The sequence below is a fragment of the Streptomyces sp. NBC_01077 genome (assembly GCF_045162855.1).
Lineage (GTDB): Bacteria > Actinomycetota > Actinomycetes > Streptomycetales > Streptomycetaceae > Streptomyces.
Map to the genome: position 1 here is coordinate 2,180,642 of NZ_CP108669.1, position 21,565 is coordinate 2,202,206.

15 protein-coding genes are annotated in these 21,565 nt (G+C 74.6%); 4 read left to right on the forward strand and 11 right to left on the reverse strand.

Annotation, left to right across the window (positions count from 1 at the left end):
- Window positions 1-76 precede the first annotated feature (76 nt).
- The 4 genes from OG462_RS09685 to OG462_RS09700 form a co-directional block, all read right to left on the reverse strand.
- Window positions 77-682, reverse strand: a complete 606-nt coding sequence (locus tag OG462_RS09685; protein WP_406056420.1) for a GTP-binding protein — start codon at window positions 680-682, stop codon at window positions 77-79.
- Window positions 663-1,079, reverse strand: a complete 417-nt coding sequence (locus tag OG462_RS09690; protein ID WP_406066448.1) for a DUF742 domain-containing protein — start codon at window positions 1,077-1,079, stop codon at window positions 663-665. The genes OG462_RS09685 and OG462_RS09690 overlap by 20 nt, the downstream gene beginning before the upstream one ends.
- Before the next feature lie 91 nt (window positions 1,080-1,170).
- On the reverse strand, window positions 1,171-1,620 hold the full coding sequence (locus OG462_RS09695; protein ID WP_406056421.1) for a roadblock/LC7 domain-containing protein: 450 nt from the start codon (window positions 1,618-1,620) through the stop codon (window positions 1,171-1,173).
- The gene (locus tag OG462_RS09700) at window positions 1,617-4,688 is read right to left on the reverse strand and encodes a nitrate- and nitrite sensing domain-containing protein (RefSeq protein ID WP_406066450.1); all 3,072 of its coding nucleotides are present in this window, start codon (window positions 4,686-4,688) and stop codon (window positions 1,617-1,619) included. The genes OG462_RS09695 and OG462_RS09700 overlap by 4 nt, the downstream gene beginning before the upstream one ends.
- Before the next feature lie 435 nt (window positions 4,689-5,123).
- Here OG462_RS09700 and OG462_RS09705 point away from each other — a divergent pair, with 435 nt between their 5' ends.
- Window positions 5,124-5,492 (forward strand): hypothetical protein, encoded by a 369-nt coding sequence (locus OG462_RS09705; protein ID WP_406056423.1) that lies wholly within the window; start codon window positions 5,124-5,126, stop codon window positions 5,490-5,492.
- 143 nt (window positions 5,493-5,635) lie between these two features.
- On the opposite strand, the gene OG462_RS09710 is transcribed toward OG462_RS09705, so the two are convergent.
- From OG462_RS09710 to OG462_RS09730, 5 genes are all read right to left on the reverse strand, one after another.
- Window positions 5,636-10,357: a hypothetical protein gene (locus OG462_RS09710; RefSeq protein ID WP_406056425.1), complete on the reverse strand. Its 4,722-nt coding sequence runs from the start codon at window positions 10,355-10,357 to the stop codon at window positions 5,636-5,638.
- A 62-nt stretch (window positions 10,358-10,419) separates the two neighbouring features.
- The gene (locus OG462_RS09715; protein WP_406056427.1) at window positions 10,420-11,376 is read right to left on the reverse strand and encodes a hypothetical protein; all 957 of its coding nucleotides are present in this window, start codon (window positions 11,374-11,376) and stop codon (window positions 10,420-10,422) included.
- Complete coding sequence (locus OG462_RS09720; protein WP_406056429.1) at window positions 11,373-12,098, reverse strand: hypothetical protein; 726 nt, start codon at window positions 12,096-12,098, stop codon at window positions 11,373-11,375. The genes OG462_RS09715 and OG462_RS09720 overlap by 4 nt, the downstream gene beginning before the upstream one ends.
- The gene (locus OG462_RS09725; RefSeq protein ID WP_406056431.1) at window positions 12,095-13,639 is read right to left on the reverse strand and encodes a hypothetical protein; all 1,545 of its coding nucleotides are present in this window, start codon (window positions 13,637-13,639) and stop codon (window positions 12,095-12,097) included. The genes OG462_RS09720 and OG462_RS09725 overlap by 4 nt, the downstream gene beginning before the upstream one ends.
- 136 nt (window positions 13,640-13,775) lie before the next feature.
- On the reverse strand, window positions 13,776-14,486 hold the full coding sequence (locus OG462_RS09730) for a GntR family transcriptional regulator (RefSeq protein ID WP_406056432.1): 711 nt from the start codon (window positions 14,484-14,486) through the stop codon (window positions 13,776-13,778).
- A gap of 112 nt (window positions 14,487-14,598) precedes the next feature.
- Here OG462_RS09730 and OG462_RS09735 point away from each other — a divergent pair, with 112 nt between their 5' ends.
- Genes OG462_RS09735 through OG462_RS09745 form a run of 3 tightly spaced genes read left to right on the forward strand, consistent with a single transcriptional unit; the run spans window position 14,599 to window position 16,885 of the window.
- Window positions 14,599-15,387: a LamB/YcsF family protein gene (locus tag OG462_RS09735; protein WP_406056434.1), complete on the forward strand. Its 789-nt coding sequence runs from the start codon at window positions 14,599-14,601 to the stop codon at window positions 15,385-15,387.
- Window positions 15,384-16,019 (forward strand): allophanate hydrolase subunit 1, encoded by a 636-nt coding sequence (locus OG462_RS09740; protein WP_406056436.1) that lies wholly within the window; start codon window positions 15,384-15,386, stop codon window positions 16,017-16,019. The genes OG462_RS09735 and OG462_RS09740 overlap by 4 nt, the downstream gene beginning before the upstream one ends.
- A complete protein-coding gene (locus OG462_RS09745; protein WP_406056438.1) occupies window positions 16,016-16,885 on the forward strand; it encodes a biotin-dependent carboxyltransferase family protein in 870 nt (289 codons plus the stop codon). The genes OG462_RS09740 and OG462_RS09745 overlap by 4 nt, the downstream gene beginning before the upstream one ends.
- Window positions 16,886-16,987: 102 nt before the next feature.
- Here the strand turns inward: OG462_RS09745 and OG462_RS09750 are convergent, their stop codons facing one another.
- Both OG462_RS09750 and OG462_RS09755 read right to left on the reverse strand, forming a co-directional pair.
- Entirely contained in the window at window positions 16,988-20,647 is a 3,660-nt protein-coding gene (locus tag OG462_RS09750; RefSeq protein ID WP_406056440.1) for a hydantoinase B/oxoprolinase family protein, read from the reverse strand.
- Window positions 20,644-21,462 (reverse strand): SGNH/GDSL hydrolase family protein, encoded by an 819-nt coding sequence (locus tag OG462_RS09755; RefSeq protein WP_406056442.1) that lies wholly within the window; start codon window positions 21,460-21,462, stop codon window positions 20,644-20,646. Before OG462_RS09755 ends, OG462_RS09750 begins: the two co-directional genes overlap by 4 nt.
- Window positions 21,463-21,565: the final 103 nt, after the last annotated feature.

The window sequence follows — 21,565 nt, forward strand, 5'->3', positions numbered from 1 at the left end:
AGGGCAGTGCGCTGAGGGGTTCCCCCGGTCGGCGGAGCTCAGGAGGGTGCGCTGAGGCTCCCCCGGCCGACGGAGCTCAGGGGGCGACCGTCGCGTGGCTCCGGTCCGCGAGGACGAGGGCGTGCTCGACGACGGCCACGAGGACGTTCTTCACGGACTCGCGGTCCCGGGCGTCGCACATCAGGAGCTCGACCTCGGGGTCCAGGTCGAGCGCCCCGCGGACGCTCTCGGCGGGGAACCGCTGGGCACCCTCGAAGCAGTTGACGGCCACGGTGAACGGAATGCCGCGCCGCTCGAAGTAGTCGATGGCCGCGAAGCTGTCCTCCAGGCGACGGGTGTCCGCCAGGACGACCGCGCCGAGCGCGCCCTGCGCCAGCTCGTCCCAGAGGAACCAGAAGCGGTCCTGGCCCGGGGTGCCGAACAAGTACAGGACGAGGTCCTCGCGGAGGGTGATCCGGCCGAAGTCCATGGCGACCGTGGTGGTCGTCTTGGTCTCGACGCCGTGCAGGTCGTCGACGGGCCGCCCCGCCTCGCTGAGGATCTCCTCGGTCCGCAGGGGCCGGATCTCGCTGACCGCGCCCACCAGCGTCGTCTTGCCGACCCCGAACCCGCCCGCGACGAGGATCTTCAGGGTTACCGGCTCGACGTACGACTGCTTGCGGCTAGAGCGCCCGAAGGCCATTGATCACCTCGCGGAGAATGCTCACGTCCGGCAGCTCGGCCGGCGGAACGGGGCGGGTCACATGGACGAGTTCGTCCTCGACGAGGTCACCGACGAGAACCCGGACCACCCCGACGGGGAGGTCGAGTCCTGCGGCGAGCTCGGCGATCGACTGGGGCTGCTCGGAGCAGCGTTCGACGATCTCCACGTGTTCGGGGGAGAGCGTCTGGTCCCGGCCGGGGTCGTCGGCGGCGGGCTCGGGCACGACCACCGCGATCAGGTCGAGCCGATGGCGGGTGGCGGCGCTCGTCCGGCCGCGGGTCATCGCGTACGGACGGACCACCGGCCCGGCCTCGTCGTCGAACCAGTGGTGGGGGGCGGGGGTCTGGCCCTGGTCCGACGGGTTCGGCCGACTCAGCCGGCCCGACTGGTCGGGCCGGCCCCACCGATTCGACCGGTCCGACTGATTCGGCTGGTTCCGCTCGGTTGCGTCACTCATGCCGTCCCACTCACCCTCCCGCGGGCAGACCGGTCCGGGGGGCCGTCGCCAGGTGGACCCCGACCCGCTTCACCATCAGCGTCATCTCGTAGGCGACCTGGCCGACGTCGGAGTCCGCGTCGGCGAGAACGGCCAGGCAGCTGCCGTCGCCGGCGGCCGTGACGAAGAGGAAGGCGTCCTCCAGCTCGACGACCGTCTGACGGACCTTGCCCGCCTCGAAGTGGCGTCCGACGCCCTTGGCGAGGCTGTGGAAGCCGGAGGCCACGGCGGCCAAGTGCTCGCCGTCCTCCCTGGTCAGGTCCTGAGAGGCACCGGTGGGGAGGCCGTCGCTGGAGAGCACCAGGGCCTTCCGGATGGACGCGACGCGCTGCACGAGCTCGTCGAGGAGCCAGTTCAGCTCGCCGTTCCCGTGTCCGTGGCCGGAGGTGGTGCTGGGTGCTGCGGCGTTCGGTGCGGTCATCGACCGTCCCCCTCGGGTGTCGTTCCAGGTGCTGTCGGGTCGTCAGGGTCGGCGTTGTGCCGTCGCCCGCGCTGCCAGCCACGCTGCATGGCGGCCATGCGCGCGCGTACCTCCTCGGCGTCGCGCTCGAAGGAGTCGGGGTCCGCGGATGCGGAGCCGCCGCTCGTTCGGGCGTCGGCGCGACCGCCCGTACCGCGCTCGGCGGGGGCGTCGGTCGCGCGCAGCTGCGGCGCGAGACTGGCCTGGCGGACGCGGCGGGGCAGCCCGCCGAACGGCTCGGGGCTCTCCGGCGGCACGGGACCCTCCGGTGGTACGGGGACGAGGGTGGGGCCGGTTCCGCGCGGGGACACGGGCAGCTCGTGCTGCCGGCCGTTTCCGCGCGGGGACACGGGCTGGTCGCCCTGCCGGCCGTTTCCGCGCGGGGGCACCGGCGGTTCGTCCTGCCCGGCACCGTGGGCGTGGTGGCCCGCGACGCCCAGGCCGTCGGGCACCCGGCCGAAGCCCTCGGTCACGCGGCCGGGGGCGGGGTGCGCCCGGCCGGTGAGCGGCTGGTCGAGGTCGGGGAGCGCGTGGGCCCGGTCGGGGCCGGCGTCCGCACGGTCCGGGAACGGGTACGGGCGGTCCGGGAGGGAGTGGCCGCGGTCCGGGCCGTCGGCGCCAAGCCCCCGGTCCGGCCCGTCGACACGGTGACCCCTGTCCGGCTCGTCGGCGCCACGGCCCCGGTTCGGCTCGTCGAGGCGGCGGCCGTGGTCCACGACGAGCGTCGGGGTGCGGCGGCGCGGCAGCGGCACGGGAGCGAGGACTCCCCCGTCGGCGGGCGTCTCCTCCTCGCCGTGGCCGTTCGGCCGGTCCGCGGCCTGCTGGTGCTGCTCGCCCGCCGGTGCGAGTCCGGAGCGTCGCCGGCTCCGGGGCCGGAAGAGGCCGCCGCGCTCGCTCTCGGTGTCGAGGAGGTCCGCGGCCCCGTCGAGGAGCACGTCGAACTCGTCGCTGCCGATCGGCCCCTCGAGTTCGACGGGACCGTCGAGCGGTCCGGATGCCTCGGTCGCGTCCGGGACCCTGGCGAGCGCCGGGCGGCGGCTCGGCAGGACGCCGTCGTCGGCCGGCCCGTCCGCGGCCGGGCCGGTGCGCTCCAGGGTCTTGCGGTCCAGGCGGAAGCCGGCGCCCTGCGTCTCGGGCGCGTCGGTGAGCAGCGCGGCCGGGATGAAGACGACCGCCGTGGTCCCCCCGTACGGGGAGGTCTGGAGCGAGACACGGACGTTCTGGCGCTGGGCGAGCCGGCTGACCACGAAGAGGCCGAGCCGGTCGGTGTCCGAGAGCTCGAACTCGGGGGTCTCGGCGAGCCGGAGGTTGGCGTCGAGCAGGGCGTCGGGGTTCATGCCGAGGCCGCGGTCGTGGATCTCCAGGGTGAAGCCGTTGGCGACCCGCTCGCCGAGCACCTGGACGGCGGTGTGCGGGGGCGAGAACACCGTGGCGTTCTCGAGGAGTTCGGCGATGAGGTGGGTGAGGTCCGCGACGGCGGGGCCGCCCACGCCGAGGCGCGGGAGCCGGCGTACCTCGATGCGCTCGTAGTCCTCGACCTCGGCGACGGCGGCGCGGACCACGTCCATGAGCTGGACGGGCTTGCGCCACTGACGGGAGGGCGCGGCGCCGGACAGGATGACGAGGCCCTCGGCGTGCCGGCGCATGCGGGTGGTGAGGTGGTCGAGCCGGAAGAGGTCGGCGAGCTCGTCGGTGTCCTCGGTGCGCCGCTCCATGGTGTCGAGGAGGGTGAGCTGGCGGTGGAGGAGGACCTGGTTGCGGCGGGCGAGGTTGACGAACACCTCGGAGACACCGCGCCGCAGCTCGGACTGTTTGACGGCGGCTTCGACGGCCGCCCGCTGGAGGGTGTTGAGGGCCTGGCCGACCTGGCCGACCTCGTCCTGTCCGTACCCCAGATGGGGAACTTCGGTGCCGACGTCGACCTGTTCGCCCGCGGCGAGCCTCCGCATCACGCTGGGCAGGCGTACGCCGGAGACCTCCTGGGACTCCTTCTGGAGGCGGCGCAGATCGCGGACGAGGTCGCGGCCGATGCGGACGGAGATGACGATCGAGGCGAGCAGGGCGAGGAAGCCGAGGACTCCGGCGACGCCTGCCTTGAGGAGGACGCTGTACGCGGCGGGCTGGACGCGGTCCTGGTAGCGGTCGCCGGCCGCGGTGTTCTCCCTGGCCAGGTCGTCGAGGACGGGGCTGGCGTTGTCCTGCCAGTAGGCGGGGGTGACGGCGCGCGGGCTGTCGGTGGGGCCCTCTTCGATGATCGCGTTCTCGGCGGTGCGCAGCGGCTGGCTGTCGGGGCTGCGCCAGTACTTCTCGAAGCGGTCGCGCTCCGCGGTGGGCAGGAGTTCGAGGTTGACCTCGTAGAACTGCTCGCGGACGGCGACGAGGTCGGATATCTCGCGGATCTCCCGGGCGGTGACGCGGTCCGCGACGAGTGCGGACAGGACGAGTGCGTCTTCGCGGGAGAGCAGCTCACGCGCGCGGGTGATGCCGACGAGCGCGCGGCCCTGCTTGTCCATCTCCACGTTCTCGAGGGCGTGGAGGGTGATGAGGAAGCTGTAGCAGGGGTCGACGAGCCGGTTGTAGAAGTCGAGGGCCTGCATTCGGCCGATGTCGCGTTTCTCCACGGAGCGGCGGAGCGAGGCGAGGCCTTCGAGCGCTTCGAGGAGGGAGGTCAGCCGCTGGGCGGTGACGGGCCGCATCTCCTCGCGTACGCCGGGGTCGGCGGCGTTCGCGCGGATGCGGGCGATCTGGCGGTCGGTGGCCCGGCGGGTCTCGCGCAGGGAGCCCAGGGTGTCGGAGCCCCGGGGGTCGGCGAGGTAGATGAGCGACTGGCGGCGTTCGAGCTGGATGACCCGGGCGGTGTCCTCCAGGGGGTAGCCGACCTTGTCGACGATGTAGCCGACGTCGAGGAGTTGGTCGGCCTCGCGTCCGGTGAGGGCCGTGGCGAAGCCCCACAGGCCGGTCAGGGAGACGAGCGGTACGAGCAGCAACGCCACGATCTTCCGGCGGATGGACTTCCCGCGAAAGCGCATGGCCTCCCCCAGCTCGACCTCCGTGGCCACGGAGGTCCTTCACGTTCGTGACGTCCGGCGTCAACACGCGGCGTCAACCTTGAGATTCAACAAACGGCGGCGTGAGCCTACTACTGCATCACGGCCATCCCGAAGGCATGTCCGGGCTATTTTCAGCCTGTCGAGTGAGCGTTGATCATGAGATGTCCTGCTATTCGGGGAGTTGGGATTGGCCACTGTGGCGTAGGACACCTGATGATGCGCCATTTCTCCGGCCTGCGGAGTTGGCTGGAATTGTGCGTTCCGGTCCCGACCCGGCCACGTTCACCCCAGCTCGGGCGAAACCTTTTCCCTCTCTCGTGCGTCAATAAGTGCGGGGAGGCTTCTGTCCGCGTATAGACGCTCAAGGCGGGCAGCCACTCCTGAAGTCGGTCGGTGGTGGGGAGTGACGGGACAATGGAATACGAGGCGCGGTCGGCACGGCAGTTGTGGGTGGAGGACCAGCGGGCCCGCCGGCGCATGCCGGACCCGGTGCGCACGGCCGCCGTGCGGGCCGTGATGATCACATCGGTGACGCTCGTCCAGGGAGTCGTGGCGTTCTTCAGCTCCGTGACGGGCTCGTGGCTGGCGTTCCCGGTGACCGTCAGCGCGGTGGTCTCCACCGTCGTGGCCACCTGGAGTGTGCTCGACGTCTGGATCACCCGTCAGGTGTGGCGCCAGCGCAACGGTGTGGTGTCGGAGCCGAGCAGCACGGCGCGTCCGCCGCTCCGCGCGAAGCGCGGGGAGAGCCGGGCGGAGACGGCGTCGCTGTCCGAGGCGGCCTGACGGACCCGATGGTCCGGTGAAGTGAAACGGTGAGCGGCCCGGTCCCCTGTCGAGGGGGCCGGGCCGCTCACCGTTGTGCCAGAGCCTGTCCGGCCGATCAGGGTCGACGGCCGCTGCCCCGTCCACGATCCGCCGGACATGCGCTAGAGGGACGCCGCCTGGGTGGGGTTGTCGGACGTGTGGCGGCGGAACATCCTGGTCGCCGTGATCTCGCCGTGGATCGTCTCACCCTCCGCGCCGGACTGCGGCAGACCCGGGCGCAGATGCTCCTCCACGCTGATGTACTTGAGCCCGGCCCGCAGGTCCGCGTCGTTGCGCAGCCGGATCACCAGCGGGAACTCGGCGAGCGCGGTCGTGTCGAACAGGCCCGTCGTGTACAGCAGCTGGACGCCCAGCGCGTCCGACACGGCCCGCTGGAGCTCCAGGAGGTACGTGGCGTTGGCGCGGCCGATCGGGTTGTCGAGGAACAGCGTGCCCGCGTGCCGGTGCTTGTCACGGCCCCGGTCGTTGGAGCGGAGCGCCGCCATCGTGCAGTACAGGGCGATGGCCGCGGTGAGCAGCTGGCCGCCGGAGAAGACGTCGCCCATCTGCCCGACGGGCACCCGCTCGGCGCGCAGCACCGCGTCCGGCTTGAGGATCTCGACCGAGACGCCCTTGGGTTCGAGCGCCGCCTGAACTCCCCGCAGCAGCAGGGACATGCCGTCGCGGCGCAGGTCGGAGTTCTTCTTGACGGCGGCGCGGGTGGCCTCGTCGACGACCTCACCGAGCCGCTCCGCGAGGGTGGCCTGGTCGGGCTCCTCGAAGCGGATCCGCAGGAACTCCTGGCCCGACCACTCCCCGAGGCCCTCGGGGAGCCGGGAGAGCCGCTGGGCGGAGCGGAGGGTCGCGAGGGAGGACTCCACGAGGCCGCGCAGCCGGTCGACGATCGAGTCGCGGTTGCGCTCCAGCTGCTCCAGTTCGTCGGTGAGGACCCGCAGTCGGGGCGCGAAGGCCTCGGCCCACTTGGCGGCGTGCTCGGGCAGCGCGGACGCCGGCAGTTCGCGGATCTGCTGGCGGGCAGGGGTGCGGACCTGCTCGTAACGGGTGGAGTTGGCGTGCCGTACGAGGATGTCGCTCGCCTCTCGCACGGAGGCGTCGGCCGAGGACAGCTCGGCCGTGCAGCCGCGCAGCGAGCGGCGTGCCTCGGCGGCCGTCGTACGGGCCTCCTCCAGGCTGCCGGGGTACGGCTCGGTCTCCTCCCGCTCCTCGTCCGTGTGGTCGCGGAGCAGGTCCCGCAGCAGGGCGGCGGTCTCGTCGAAGCCGCCCGCCGCGTCCTCGGCGGCCCGGTGGTCGCGGAGCAGTCCGGTGTGGGCGGCGCGCGCCGCCTCCAGGGCGTCGGTGCGGGAGGCGAGTTCGGCGGTGGCGGTACGGAGCAGGGCCTGGGCCCGCTCCGCGTCGGCGGGGACGAGGTCCTCGGGCAGCTCGGTGTGCGCCTCGCCGTCCTCGGGGGCGAGCCGCTCGGACTCGCCGCGCAGGCGGCCGAGCTTCTCGCTCGCCTCCGAGGCGCGGGTCTCCAGCATCTGGACGAGGGACTCGGCGCGGGCCGCCGCCGCCTGCCGGGACGGGCCGTCGGCGCCGTCGGTGGACTCCAGGAGCTGTTCGGCGCGGGTGCGGACCTTGTTGGTGAGGCGGTCCAGCTCGGCGAGGGCGGCGGACTCGTCGCTCTCGGCGCGGGCCTGCTCGGCACGCAGGTCGGCGCCGACGCCGACCTTCTCGTACAGCTGGGACGCGGCCCGGTAGGCCTCGCGCAGGGTGGGCAGCGCAGCGCGGGGCGCGGGTGCGTCGCCCTCGGGGAGGCTGTCGGGCGCGCCGGCGATCTCGGCGCGTTCGGCCCGCAGGGCGCGGGCGGTGCGGTGGGCGTCGTCGGCGGAGCGCTGGGTCGCGCGGCGGTCCTCGTCGGCGGCGCGGGCACGCTCCAGACAGGTCTGGGCGCGGGCCTCGGCCTCGGCGGCGTCGTCGGCGAGTTCCCGGAGCTTGGCCTGCCAGGCGGACCGCTCGCGCAGCCGGAACGCGAGGCCCGCGAGGGCGTCGGCGACCCGGCGGGCGCGCTGGGCCGCCTCCTGGCGCTCGTCGCGCACCTGGGCGGCTTCGGCGGCGGCCTCGTCGGCCTCCACGCGCGCGGTGCGGGCCTCGTCGAGGGTCGCGGCCGCGGCCTCCGCGGTCTCGCGCGCGGTCGTGGCGACGGCGGCGAGCTCGGCGAGCATGCCGGGCGGGCAGTCGGCGCGCCAGGAGCCGATCCGGGCGGCGAGGGAGCGGTCGCCGGCGAGGCGGGCCGCGAGGGTACGGATCTCCTCGTCGCGGGCGGCGGCGCGGGCGCGCAGGGCGTGCCGCTCCTCGTCGGCCGCGTGCTCGTCGTGCATGGCCGGGTTCGGCGGTACGAGGAAAACGCTGTGGACGCCGCTGTCCTCGCGCCCGCCGGCGTCCTGCGCCGGTACGGGGGCGAGCAGGGCGGCGGCCGTACCGACGGCCACGGCGGAGCGGGGCAGCAGGGCCGCGGTGCCGAGGACCTCGCGGGCGCGTCCGTACGAGACGGGGTCGGTGATCACGACACCGTCGACCAGCTCGGGGCGCGCGGCGAGGACGCGCGCGTGGTCGGCGGGGTCCACGGCCTGGGCGAGGTAGCGCCAGCCGGGGAGGGCGGGGATGCCGTGCTCGCCGAGGTACTCGACGGTGGCCAGGACGTCGGGGCCCGGCGGCAGCAGGCCTCCGTCGCCGAGGGCGGCGAGGATGCGGGAGTCGTCGGCCGCGGCGGTGCGCAGTTCGAAGAGCTGGCGCTCGGCGGAGGTGACGGCCTGGTCGAGCATGCCGCGCAGTTCGTCGGCGTACCGGTCGAACTCGGTGACGGTGAGCGGTCCCTGGGGCGCGGATCCGCCGGGGGCGCCCTCGTCGGCGGCGGAGTCCCGGGCCTCGGCGTCGCCGTCCTCGGTCTCCGCGAGGGGTGCGGTGGCCGCGCGCTGCCCCGGAAGGGGCGAGCCGGTGGCGGCGGGGAGGCTCAGGAGTTCGGCGAGGCGCTCCTCGCCGGCGAGGAACTCGGCGGCGCGGCGCTCCGCGTCGTAGGCGTTCCCGGCGGCCTCGGCCGCGTCCGCGGCGCGGGCGGCGGCGAGTTCGGCGCGGGACTCGGCCCCGGCGGCCTCACGCGCGCGGTCCGCGGCCGTGCGGGCGGTTTCGCGGGCGGTGTCCCAGGCGGCGACCGTCGTCTTCTCGGCGTCGCTGGCGGCGAGCGCGGCACGGGCGGGGTCGGCGTCGGGTGCGGTGTCGTCGAGCCAGCCGGCCCGTACGGCTTCGGCGGTCTCCTGCTCGACCTCGGCGAGGCGCTGGCGCAGGTGCCCGGCCTCGCTGCGGGCCCGCTGGGCCTCGGTCGCTGCGGCCGTGGCGTCGCGGTGGGCCGTCTCGCCGGCGTCCTGGAGGGCCGTGGAGCGCTCCTCCTCCTCGGCCGCGTGGCGCTCGCCCTCCTCGGCTGCGGCGGAGAGGGCGCGTACGAGGTCGGCGGCGGCTTCGGCGCGGGCCGCGAGGGCCGGGGCGGCGTCCCGCTCGGCCTCGCGGATGGCAGCGGCCACGCGCGCGGAGCGGTCGCCGGCGGCTCGTTGACGGAGGACGACCTCGGCCGCCTGCCAGGCGGAGTGCATGGTGCGGGCGTCGGTGAGTTCGCGGCGCTGGGCCGCGGCGCCCTTCTCGGCGGCGGTCAGCGCCAGGGAGGCATGCCGGTAGGCGAGTTCGGCGGCGATGAGGGCGCCGCGCCCGCGTGCCGTCTCGGCCTCGGCGACGGCGTGTCCCGCGGAGGTGACCTGCTGGGCGAGTTCCGCGCCACGCGCGCGCTCCACGGCGGCGCGGGCGGAGAGCCGGCGGGCCAGGGTACGGGTGCGGCGCTCGGCCGCCGTGTGGATGTCGCGCGCGGTGGAGCGGGTCCCGGCGGCCTCGACGATCCGGTTGAGGAGGTCGACGGAACCGGCCGTGAACTCGCGCTCTGCGGTCAGCTCGGCGCGGCGGCCGAGCTTGTTGCCGAAGCCTCCGACGAGGTCGGCGAGACCGTCGGTGTCCCGGGTGTCGGTGACGGCCCGCAGCAGCAGGTCGGTGAAGTCGGAGTCCTTCTTGACCGCGAAGAGGCCGGCCGCCTCGCCCTCGTCGGCGTTCATCTCGCGCTGGTAGCGGAAGAGTTCGGGGTCGAGACCGAGCTCGCCGAGGTGCTCGTTCCAGCGGTCGTGGATCTCCTCCCAGTACACCTCCAGGTGCGGATACGCCTTGCCCGCCTCCGTGATCGCGTCACGGAAGCCCTTCATGGTGCGGCGGCGGCCCGTCGCGCCGGAGGCGCCCTCGACGGGCGCGCGAACGGAGGTCGCCTCGGCCACGGGGAGGTTGTCCAGGCTGAGTCCGGGGCCGGGACGGAACGAGTACCAGGCCTCGGCGAACTTCCGCGGGTCGGAGGAGACCTGCCGACCGCGCCACTCGCTGGCCTTGCCGACGACGACGAGTTCACCGGTGAGGGTGTGCTGCCACTCCAGGGCGACGTGCCCGCAGTCATCGGCCAGGAGGAACTTGCGCAGCACGCCGGAGCTGGCGCCGCCCAGGGTGTTGCGGTGGCCCGGGAGCATGACCGAGAAGATCAGCTTGAGGAGGACGGACTTGCCTCCGCCGTTCTCCAGGAAGAGCACACCCGCGGGGGCGGGACGGCGCGGCGGGCCGACCGGCTCCTCCTCGAAGAACTCCGCCTGGGTGGGAGCGGGGTGGGGCACGGGCGCGCCGACCCCGCGCAGGTCCAGGACGGTGTCGGCGTAGCGCGCACCGGCGGGACCGATGGAGTACAGGCGGACCCGGGACAGCTCGTACATGGCGAGGGACTCTCGTGCTCTCGTGCTCGGGAAGAACGGTTACGCGGGGCGGTGCTGGGCGGTTACGCGTGCGGTGAGGCGTGGAAGGGCAGGCCCGCGTCGGCCGCGAGTTCCAGGTCGTCGCCGTCGGGCGGCGGAAGGAGGGTCGCGGATCCGTCGCTGACGGGGACGACGCCGAGTTCGAGGAGCTCGGCCATGGCGGCGGAGCCGGCCATGTCGCGGACCTGGAGCTGGTAGCGGGCGGTGGTGCGGTAGGAGCCGCCGCCCTCGTCGCCGGTGCGCTGGAGGAAGCCGGAGTCGGTGAGGAAGGCGGCCGCCTTGCCGACGATGCCGGTGGTGGATCCGGCGAGGCGGCGGGCGTCCTTGGTGGCGCCGGTGGCGCTGCGGCGGGCGTAGATCCGCCAGGCGGCCTCCAGGCCGGGGGCGTCCGATGCCGGGTCGGTGTTCTCGCCCTGCTCCTCGGCACGCTGTTCCAGACGCAGACACGCCTGGCGTACGAACGCGTCGACGCCGTTGACGGTGAGACGGCCGATGTACGCGTCGTCCGCGAGGTCCTCGGGGCGGGGGAAGGCCATGGTGGCCACGGCGAGATGGGCCAGGCCGTGCAGGAAGCGGTCGGCCGAGTCCGTGGAGGCGCGGCGCGCGTAGTCGCCCATGCGGACGGCGAAGACGGAGTCCTCGCCGGCGGTGACGGCCATCCCCGCGCGCGGGGAGACCTCCAGGACGACGAGGCCGAGTCCGGTCGCGACGGCGTCGGCGAGGCGCGCGAAGGCGGGGTCCTCGCGGTAGCGGCGGAGCAGCTCCGCGTACTCGGCATCGCGGGCCGGGAGCAGCTTGGGCTGCAGCCCGAAGGAGACGAGCCGGGCCGCGTCGGAGGCGTCGGCGGGGGTGACGGCGGACGCGGTGGCACCGCCCGTGGAGGCGGCACTCGTGGAGGCGGCGCTCGTGGAGGCGGCCGGGGGCTGCGGGGGCTCCTGCTCGCCCCACGCGTCGGCGTACTCGGCGTGGGTTTCGCTCACGGCTGGGGCTCCTCGGTACGGCTCTCGGTCGGTGGGGGGACGGCGGGGGTCGCGGGTCGGGGTACGGGCAGCGGGACCGGGGTGACGGCCGCGGGGGTGGGGCGGGCCGGCGGCCGCTCGGCGGGGCCGTCCGCGGGCTTGCCCCCCGGTCGGTCCGCCGGTCCGTCCACGGGCTGGTCCGCACGCGTGGCCGGTACGTCCGTGAGCCGCACGGCACGGACGGACGGGGTGTCCCGCCGCCGTCGGGCGGACGGCGAACGGGTGGGCTCGGGCACGGCCACGACTCCGAGCCTGGGTCGGGGCCGGGTGCCGGAGGTCTGTGCGGGCCGGTCCTCGGCCGCCGCGCGCGACGCACCGCCAGGCGGGTCCACGCGGACGGGGCGCACGCGGGGGCCTGGAGTGAGGTCGGGGCGGCGGGTGGCCGGGGCGGCGGGCTCGGGCTGAGCAGCGGCCTCGGGCCCGCCGGACGGGTCCTGGTCCGGCTCGGACTGGGGCTCGGGCTGGGGCTCGGGCTGGGGCTCGGGCTCAGCGGCGGCCTCGGGCCCGCCGGACGGGTCCTGGTCCGGCTCGGACTGAAGCTCGGGCTGGGGCTCGGGCTGAGGCGCCGCCGCCGCGTCCGCGCCGTCGGCCGTCGTGGGGTTCGGCCCCGCCTCGCCCCGTCGGGCGGTCGGTACGACGGCGTCGGCCTCGCTCGTCGTCGGAGCCGGAGGGACGAGGGTCACGAGGCCTCCGTGCGGCCCGCGGCCATGCCCGCCGCGTCGAGCAGCGCCGTACCGACGATGAGGTCGGCGCCGCCGAACTCCGGGTCGTCGAGCGGGGTGCCGTCGTCGACGGCGAAGAGGAGGCGCTCCTCGCCCTGGCGGTAGGCCGTGCCGACCGGGGGGCTCGCCGCGTGTACGGCGAGGAGGGCGACGAGGTACGGCAGGTCGCCGTCGAGCTCGCGTGCCTCGGCCAGCAGGCCGGAGAGGCGCCGTGGGGCGTCGTGCTCCAGGTCGAGCAGGCGCATGGCGCTCGCGAGTTGCTCCTCGCTGAACCGGGAGTCGTCGGGGGTGGCGATGAGGTCGGGCTCGGGCATCTCCGCGCCGAGGTGCTCGCGCTCCACGGGCGGGGTGAGCAGCAGGTCGACGAGGTCGCCGAGGCGGACGGAGGCAGGGGTGCGCAGGCCCGTGCCGCGCGCGAAGAACGCGTCGGTGACCCTGGCGGCCTGCTCGACGGGGAGCGGCAGGGTCGGCGCCACGAGCTGCCCGTACAGGTCGAGCCCGGTGTACGACGTGGGGGCGGCGAAAGCCTGCCGGTCCTGCTCGGCGCGGAAGAGGGGCCCGGCGTCCAGGAGGCGGGACTGGAGCTGGGTGTGGCGCCGGATGCAGTCCTTCACTATGTCGACGAGCTCGGCGGCGCGCCGCTTGTGCTCGGCCGTCTTGGCGTCCGTGGTGGCCTCGGCCTCGTCGCGGGCCTTTCGGATGTTGGTGAGGATCGCGTTCTCGTGGCGGTAGCGGTCGGCGACGTGGTCGAGCGCCTCGGCGATCATGTCGGGCACCGTGTTGAGCCAGTCCACCGCGCGCACGTTGCGCCGGGTGGCCTCCAGGGTCTTGCGGAGGGTCTCGGCGTACTGCACGGTCCGGTAGCGCGCCTGCTCGGCGGCGAGCTGGGCGTCGGCGAGGCGGCCCCGGTTGATGAGGACCTCCAGCTTCACCTCGGCGGCGATCTGGGCGCTGGTGACGTCGGTGTCGAGGGCGCCGACCAGGACGTTGACCGCTTCGTCGGTGGTACGGAGGTAGACACCGCCGCCGTACCCCGGGACCTCCTCGATGAGCTTGAAGTCGTAGTCCCTGCGGACGTACACGCCGTCGGTCCCGAAGGTGCCGTAGACGGCGCGGAAGCCGCGGTCGACGCTGCCGACGTTGATCAGGTTCTCCAGGACCCAGCGGGCCACGCGCTCGTGCTCGGCGGCGGGGCGGGTGGGCGCCTGGGCGGCGACGCGGGGCAGCAGCCGGGAGACGATCTGCTCGTGGTCGGCGCCGGTGTCGAAGTCCATGTTCAGCGTGATGAGGTCGATCGCGGAGAGGGCGACCTCGGCCATCGCGTAGACCGTGTACTCACCGGCCAGGTTCGCCTTGCGCGCGTCCAGGTCGTGGAGCGGGGCGGTGCACGCGAGCGCGCGGAGGCGCCGCGCGAGCCCTTCGTCGGCGGCCGGACCCTGCGCGGGCCGCGGCCCCGCGCTGAGCTGGGGCGGAGCGAGGTCCGTCGAGGCAGGCGAAGTCACGGTGGACAGATTAGGTCCTCGGACTGACAACGGTCGAAACGGCGCAGATGCGACCGGCCTGCGAGGACGGGGGAATGGGGGCCGAGAGGTCGGTCGGCCTCGCTCCGGAAGCCCGGCCGGCCGGGGCCCAGTGGGGTCAGTCCGCCGGGCCGGCCGGGGGCTCGACGGCCCGCGCGTACGCGGCCGCGACCCGGGTGCGGGAGTCGTCGAGGTAGCGGGCGAGGAGGCCTTCGGCCGTGGTCCGCTCACCGGCTCGCAGGGCGTCCAGGATCTCCCGGTTCCGCGCCAGGTAGGGCTCGTGCAGGACGCGCGGGTCGTCGACGACATGGAACGCGAGGCGGAGTTCGGCGAGGACGCCCCGCATCAGCTCGTCGGTACGGGCGCTGCCCCCGAGGGCGACGAGTTCGCGGTGGAAGTGGATGTTGGCCGTGGAGACGCCCTGCCAGTCGTCCGCCCGGGCCGTGGTCTCGCCCTCCACCACGGCGGCGGCGAGGGCGTCGAGGGCGTACGGCGGCCGCCCGAGGCCGCGGACGACGGCGCACTCGACGAGCCGCCGGGTGCGGTAGATGTCGGCCACGTCGTCGGGGGCCAGGACGCGGACGAAGACCCCCCGGTTGAGCTCGTGGACGAGCAGCCGCTCGTGGGTGAGGAGCCGGAAGGCCTCGCGCAGGGTGTTGCGGGACACACCGAGCGCACCGCCGATGGCGTCCTCGGAGAGCCGCGTGCCGGGCGGGAAGTATCCCTCGGCGACCCGGGTGCGCAGGATGTCCGCGACCCGCTCCGCCGTGCTCGTGCGCCCGAGCAGCACGCGGTCGTCGGTCAGGTCCCCGGCTCGGCTCGCTGCCACGGCGCTCCTCGTCGTCATCTTGTCGGATCGTTCAACAATCCTCTACGTTGACGGCATCGTACGGTCCCCCGTGCCGGCCCGGCACCCCCCTCCTCCCTCCTGTGAGGTGCAGATGCGCACGCCCCCGGACCAGCGCCCGGACGAGGCCCTGATCGACCTCAACGCCGATCTCGGTGAGGGCTTCGGCCGCTGGACGCTCACCGACGACGAGCAGCTTCTGTCCGTCGTGACCAGCGCCAACGTGGCGTGCGGCTTCCACGCCGGGGACGCGGCCACCATGCGGCGGGTCTGTGAGCTCGCCGCCGCGCGCGGGGTACGGATCGGGGCCCAGGTCTCGTACCGGGACCTGGCCGGTTTCGGGCGGCGCTCGATGGACGTGCCGGCGGCGGAGCTGGCCGCCGAGGTGGCGTACCAGATCGGCGCCCTGGAGGTCTTCGCGCGGGCGGCCGGCGCGCGCGTCGCGTACGTGAAGCCGCACGGGGCGCTCTACAACCGGGTGGTCCGGGACGAGGAGCAGGCGGCCGCGGTCGTCGAGGGCGTGCTGCTCGCGGACCGCACGCTGCCGGTCCTGGGGCTGCCGGGGTCGCGGTTGCACGAGGCCGCGACGGAGGCCGGGCTGCCGGTCGTCCCCGAGGCCTTCGGTGACCGGGCCTACCGGGCGGACGGCACGCTGGTGCCACGCGGGCAGGTGGGGGCGGTCGTCAGCGACCCGGACGCGGTGGTGGAACGCTCGGTGGCCATGGCCCGGTTCGGGGTGGTCACGGCGCACTGCGGGAGCTCCGTGGCCGTGCGGCCACGGTCGCTGTGCCTGCACGGCGACACGCCGGGCGCCGTGGAACTCGCCCGACGGGTCCGGAAGCACCTCGAGAACTCCGGGGTACGGGTGGAGGCCTTCGCGTGAGGTCCACCGCCCTGCGCGCGTTGCGCGTGGGCGAGCGCGCGCTCCTCGTGGAACTGGCCGGCGGCGAGGAGACGGAGGCGTTCCACGCCGAGCTGCTGCGGCGCCGGGCGGCCGGCGTCCTGCCCGCCGTACGGGAGATCGTGCCGGCGGCGCGGACGGTGCTGCTCGACGGGGTCGCGGACCCGGACCGGCTCGCGGCCGAGCTGACCGGCTGGGAGGTGGGGCCGCTCCCCGCGCGCGTGGGCGAGGCGATCGAGATCCCCGTCCGCTACGACGGGCCCGATCTCGCGGAGGTCGCCGCGCTGTGGGGGGTGTCCGTCGAGGCGGCGGTACGGATCCACTCGGCGGCCGGGTTCCGGGTGGCGTTCTGTGGGTTCGCCCCGGGCTTCGGCTATCTGACGGGGCTCGACGAGCGGTACGGGGTGCCCAGGCGCGCCACTCCCCGTACGGCCGTCCCGGCCGGTTCGGTCGCCCTGGCGGGGCCGTACACGGGCGTGTACCCGCGTTCCTCCCCCGGTGGCTGGCAGTTGATCGGCACGACGGATGTGGTGCTCTGGGACACCGGTCGAGAACCGGCCGCGCTGCTGGCTCCCGGCACTCCGGTCCGGTTCACGGCGGAGGGCGGGCGATGACCGACCGGGCCGTCGCCGTGGTCCGGGCCGGAGCGCTGACCACCGTGCAGGACCTGGGTCGTACCGGGTACGCACATCTCGGCGTGCCCCGCTCCGGCGCCCTCGACCCGGCGGCCGTACGGCTCGTCAACCGGCTCGTCGGCAATCCGGAGACGGCGGCGGTCCTGGAGACCACCGTCGACGGCTGCGCCCTGCGGCCCCGTTGCGCGGTCACCGTGGCAGTGGGCGGCGCGCCGTGCCCGGTGCGGGTGGACGGGCGCCCGGCAGCCTGGGGAACCGCGGTCCGTGTGCCCGCCGGGTCGGTCCTGGAGATCGGCACGGCCACGCGCGGGCTGCGCGCGTACGTGGCGTTCGGCGGCGGGATCGACGTCGAACCGGTGCTCGGCAGCCGCTCCACCGACCTGCTGTCCGGACTGGGCCCGGCGCCGCTGACCGAGGAGACGGTCCTGCCCCTCGGTCAGGACACGGGCGCGACCGTACGGGGACCGGTCGATGCCCCGCCATGGCCGGGCCCGCCCGCCGAACTCGTCCTGCGGGTCCGGTTCGGACCGCGCGACGACTGGTTCACCGCTGCGGCCCTCCGCACCCTCGCCACGCGCGCGTACCGGGTGTCCCCGGCGAGCAACCGCATCGGACTGCGCCTCGAAGGCCCGGCCCTCGAGCGGGCCCTGCCGGGCGAACTGGCGAGTGAGGGCATGGTCCTGGGCGCGGTCCAGGTGCCGCCGGACGGGCGCCCCGTGGTGTTCCTCGCCGACCATCCGACGACCGGGGGCTATCCGGTGGTCGGAGTGGTCCGGGAAGCCGATCTGGGCGCGGCGGCGCAGGCGGTGCCGGGCACGCCGGTGCGGTTCACGCCGGTGCGCTGAGGCCTCTCGCGGCACGGGGTGTCCTGTGGATCAGGCCGGGCCCGCCGGTGCGCTGAGGTCCTTCGCGGCTGGGGGATATCACTCCATGAGAGGCGACAACCCTCACTCCTCCTCGGGCGGCGGGCCGTAGCCCCCGCCGCCCGGGGTGCGCAGGACGAGGACGTCGTCGGGGCCGACCTCCGTGGTGGCGGCGCCGCCGAGCCGCTCGACGGTGCCGTCCGCGCGCTCCACGAGGTTCTCGCCGAGGGCGCCCGGTTCGCCTCCCGCCATGCCGTACGGGGGGACCCTGCGGTGTCCGGTGAGGAGGGCCACCGTCATCGGCTCCAGGAACCGGATGCGGCGCTCCACCCCTCGTCCGCCCCGCCAGCGGCCGCGCCCGCCGCCGTCCTCCCGTACCGCGAAGGAGTCGACCCTGACCGGGTGGCGCCACTCCAGGATCTCGGGGTCGGTGAGCCGGGAGTTGGTCATATGGGTCTGGACGGCATCGGCGCCGTCGAAGCCGTCGCCCGCGCCGGAGCCGCTGGCGACGGTCTCGTAGTACTGCACGCGCGCGTTGCCGAAGGTGAGGTTGTTCATGGTGCCGGAGCCCTCGGCCTGGACACCGAGGGCCGCATAGAGCGCGCCCGTGACGGCCTGGGAGGTCTCGACGTTGCCGGCGACGGTGGCGGCCGGCGGTTCCGGCGCGAGCATGGAGCCGGGCGGGACCCGGACCTCCAGGGGTTCCAGGCAGCCGCTGTTGAGGGGGATGTCCTCGTCGACGAGGGTGCGGAAGACGTACAGGACGGCGGCCATGACGACGGCCGTGGGCGCGTTGGCGTTCCCGGGCAGCTGTGGAGAGGTGCCGGTGAAGTCGATGACGGCGGACCGCCGTTCGCGGTCGACGCGGACGGCGACCTGGATGATCGCGCCCCCGTCGGTCTCGTAGCGGTACGCGCCGTCGTCCAGGCCGGCGACGATGCGGCGCACGGACTCCTCGGCGTTGGCGCGGACGTGCCGCATGTAGGCCTGGACGACGTCGAGCCCGAACTCGTCGACGGTCCTGCGGAGTTCCTCGATGCCCTTCTCGTTGGCGGCGATCTGGGCGCGGAGGTCGGCGAGGTTGGTGTCCGGGTCGCGGGAGGGGTGACGGGCGCCGGTGAGCAGGGCCCGTGTCTCGTCCTCGCGCAGACGACCGTCGCGTACGAGCAGCCAGTTGTCGAAGAGGACGCCCTCCTCGTCGAGGGTCCGGCTGAAGGCGGGCATGGAGCCGGGGGTGATCCCGCCGATCTCGGCGTGATGGCCGCGTGAGGCGACCAGGAAGCGGAGTTCCGGGCCGGAGTCGTCGAAGACCGGCGTCACCACGGTGACATCGGGGAGGTGGGTGCCGCCGTGGTACGGGTCGTTGATCGCGTACACATCACCGGGGCGCAGGTCGCCGCCGCGTCGCCGCAGGACCTCTTTGATGGATTCGCCCATGGAGCCGAGGTGCACGGGGATGTGGGGCGCGTTGGCGATGAGGTTGCCCTCGGCGTCGAAGAGGGCGCAGGAGAAGTCGAGGCGTTCCTTGATGTTGACGGATTGGGAGGTGTTCTCCAGGCGGACGCCCATCTGCTCGGCGATGGCCATGAAGAGGTTGTTGAAGACCTCCAGGAGGACGGGGTCGACGTCCGTGCCGGCCGCCACGCGCGCGGGGCGGGGGGCGACGCGCTGCAGGAGGACGTGTCCGGTGTCGGTCGCGGTGGCCCGCCAGCCGCTGTCGACGACGGTCGTGGCGTCGGCCTCCGCGAGGATCGCGGGCCCGTCCACGGTGTCGCCCGGCCGCAGGTCCGCGCGCCGGTGGAGGGGAGCGTCGTGGGGTGTTCCGGCGCTGAACATCCGGACGGTGGCGTGCAGCGTGGCAGCGCCCTCGCCCTCGCCCTCGCCCGCGTCTGTATCCGCGTCTGTGTCCGCGTCTATGTCCGCGTCCGCGTCGACGACGCGATCGGCATGGACGGGCCCGTGCGGGCCCGCCCTGCCGACGGCCTCCACGGAGACGGCCTCGACGACGAGTGGCCGGTCCATGGTGAAGGCGTACCGCGCACGGTGCACCGCCGTGAACACGGCTTTCAGCTCCTCCGGGGACGCGAGGTCGACCTGGAGGCTCGCGTCGGTGCCGGCGTACCGCAGGAGGACGCGCGCGTACGTCGTGATCGCCTCGTCCGGCAGGCCGTCGGCCCGGAGCTCCGCGCGCGTGCGGTCGGCGAGTTCGGCGCAGAGGGCCGTCACGCGGGCGGGGGTGCCCGGGGCGTCGAGTTCCGCCTCGACGGACCGCTCCCGCATGGCGGTGGCGTCGGCGAGCCCGATGCCGTACGCGGAGAGCACTCCGGCGAGCGGGGGTACGAGCACGGTGTCGACGCCCAGGGCATCGGCGACGGCGCAGGCGTGCTGGCCGCCGGCGCCGCCGAAGCTGGTGAGGGCGTAGCGGGTGATGTCGTGGCCGCGCTGGACGGAGATCTTCTTGACGGCGTTGGCCATGTTGAGGACGGCGATCTCCAGGAAGCCCGCGGCGACCTCCCCGGGGGTACGCCCGCCGCCGACCTCCTCAGCGAGGGCCGTGAACCGCTCCCGTACGACTTCGGCGTCCAGGGGCAGGTCGCCGCTCTCGCCGAACACGGCGGGGAAGTGGGCGGGCTGGACGCGGCCGAGCATGACGTTGGCGTCGGTGACCGTGAGCGGTCCGCCGCGGCGGTAGCAGGCGGGGCCGGGGACGGCGCCCGCCGAGTCGGGGCCCACACGGTAGCGGCGTCCGTCGAAGTGCAGGACGGACCCGCCGCCCGCCGCGACGGTGTGGATGCTCATCATCGGCGCTCGCATCCGTACCCCGGCGACCTGTGTACCGAGTTCACGCTCGAAGGCGCCGGCGTAGTGCGACACATCGGTGGAGGTGCCGCCCATGTCGAAGCCGATGACCCGCTCGTGGCCCGCCTGCGCCGAGGTGCGGGCCATGCCGACGACACCGCCGGCCGGTCCGGACAGGACGGCGTCCTTGCCCCGGAAGTGGGCCGCCTCGCGCAGTCCGCCGTTGGACTGCATGAACATGAGGCGGATCCCGGCGAGTTCGCGGGCTACCTCGTCGACGTACCGGCGCAGGATCGGCGAGAGGTAGGCGTCGACGACGGTGGTGTCCCCGCGCGGGATGAGCTTGATGAGCGGGCTGACCTCGTGCGAGGAGCTGACCTGGGTGAAGCCCGTGTCGCGCGCGAGCGCCGCGATCCGGGCCTCGTGTGCCGGATGGCGGTAGCCGTGGAGGAGGACGACGGCGGCCGAGCGGAGGCCGTCGCGGTGGGCGGCGACGAGCGCCTCGGCGACGGCGGACTCGTCCAGGGGCCGGACGACATGGCCGTGGGCGTCGACCCGCTCGGGGACCTCGATCACGCGCGCGTAGACCGCTTCGGGGAGCACGATGTGGCGGTCGAAGAGCCGTGGCCGGTTCTGGTAGGCGATGCGGAGCGCGTCGCGGAAGCCCTCGGTGACGAGGAGGACGGTCGGCTCGCCGCGCCGCTCCAGGAGGGCGTTGGTGGCGACGGTGGTGCCCATCTTGACGACGGCGATCCGGTCGGCGGGGACGGGTTCGTCGTGTTCGAGGCCGAGGAGGAGGCGGATTCCGGCGACGGCGGCGTCCTGACGCCGGGTGGGGTCGTGGGAGAGCACCTTGCGCGTGACGAGCCGGCCGTCGGGCCGCCTGCCCACGATGTCGGTGAAGGTGCCGCCCCGGTCGATCCAGAACTCCCAGCGCCCGTTCATCTCCCCATTGTGGCCGCGAGGGCGGCGGCGAGGGCGGCGTCCGCGCGCGCGTCGAGGGGCGCGGGACCGGTGCCGTCGGCCCAGTTGCGCAGTTCCGCACCGGCGAGCAGCAGCAGCTGCGGGAGCAGGTCGCGGCTGCGCCGGAGGAGCCAGCCGGTGCCGGCGGTGGCGAGCCAGAGCACGGCCTCCGCGCGGCTCGGCGGCGGCTGGGCGGGCTCCCGCGCGGGCGGTGTGCCGTGGGCGAGTCCCCGGGCGGCGAGGAGCTGGTGGAAGCCCTCGGCGACGGCCCGGTGGCCCCGCTCGCCGGGGTGCAGCCGGTCGGCGCTCCACAGCGTGCGGTCCTCGGTCCAGGTGTCGTCGGCGAGGTGCAGATGGACGGCCCCGTGTCGGGCGGAGAGGGCGTGCACGACGGCGTTGACGGACCGCTGGCGGCGGGCCAGCGGGCGCGCCAGCGGGGGCGGCAGGCCGAGCATCCGGCCGGGATCGGGCAGACAGGCGGTCAGGAGTACGGCTCCGGCGGCGTCGAGGTCGGCGCAGACGCGGCCCAGGTGGCGGGCGAGCACCCCGATGTCGAAGGTGCGGCGCAGGGTGTCGTTGACCCCGACGACGACGGAGGCGAGGTGCGGCCGGAACGCGAGGGCACGGGGGGCCTGCCGGTCGGCGACGTCGGCGCTGAGGGCCCCGCTGACGGCGAGGTTCAGGAAGGCCGTGTCCTGCCCCTCGGCGGCGAGCCCGTCGGCGAGCAGCGGCGCCCACCCCCGCCAGGCGCCGTCCACCCGGTCCCCGACGCCCTCGCTGAGCGAGTCCCCGAGCACGACGAACCGGACGGTGCCGCGGGGAGCCGTTCCGGGGCGGGGCGGGGGTACGCGGACCGGTGCCGAAGCCGAAGCCGGTATCGGGACCGGTGCCGGTGCCGGT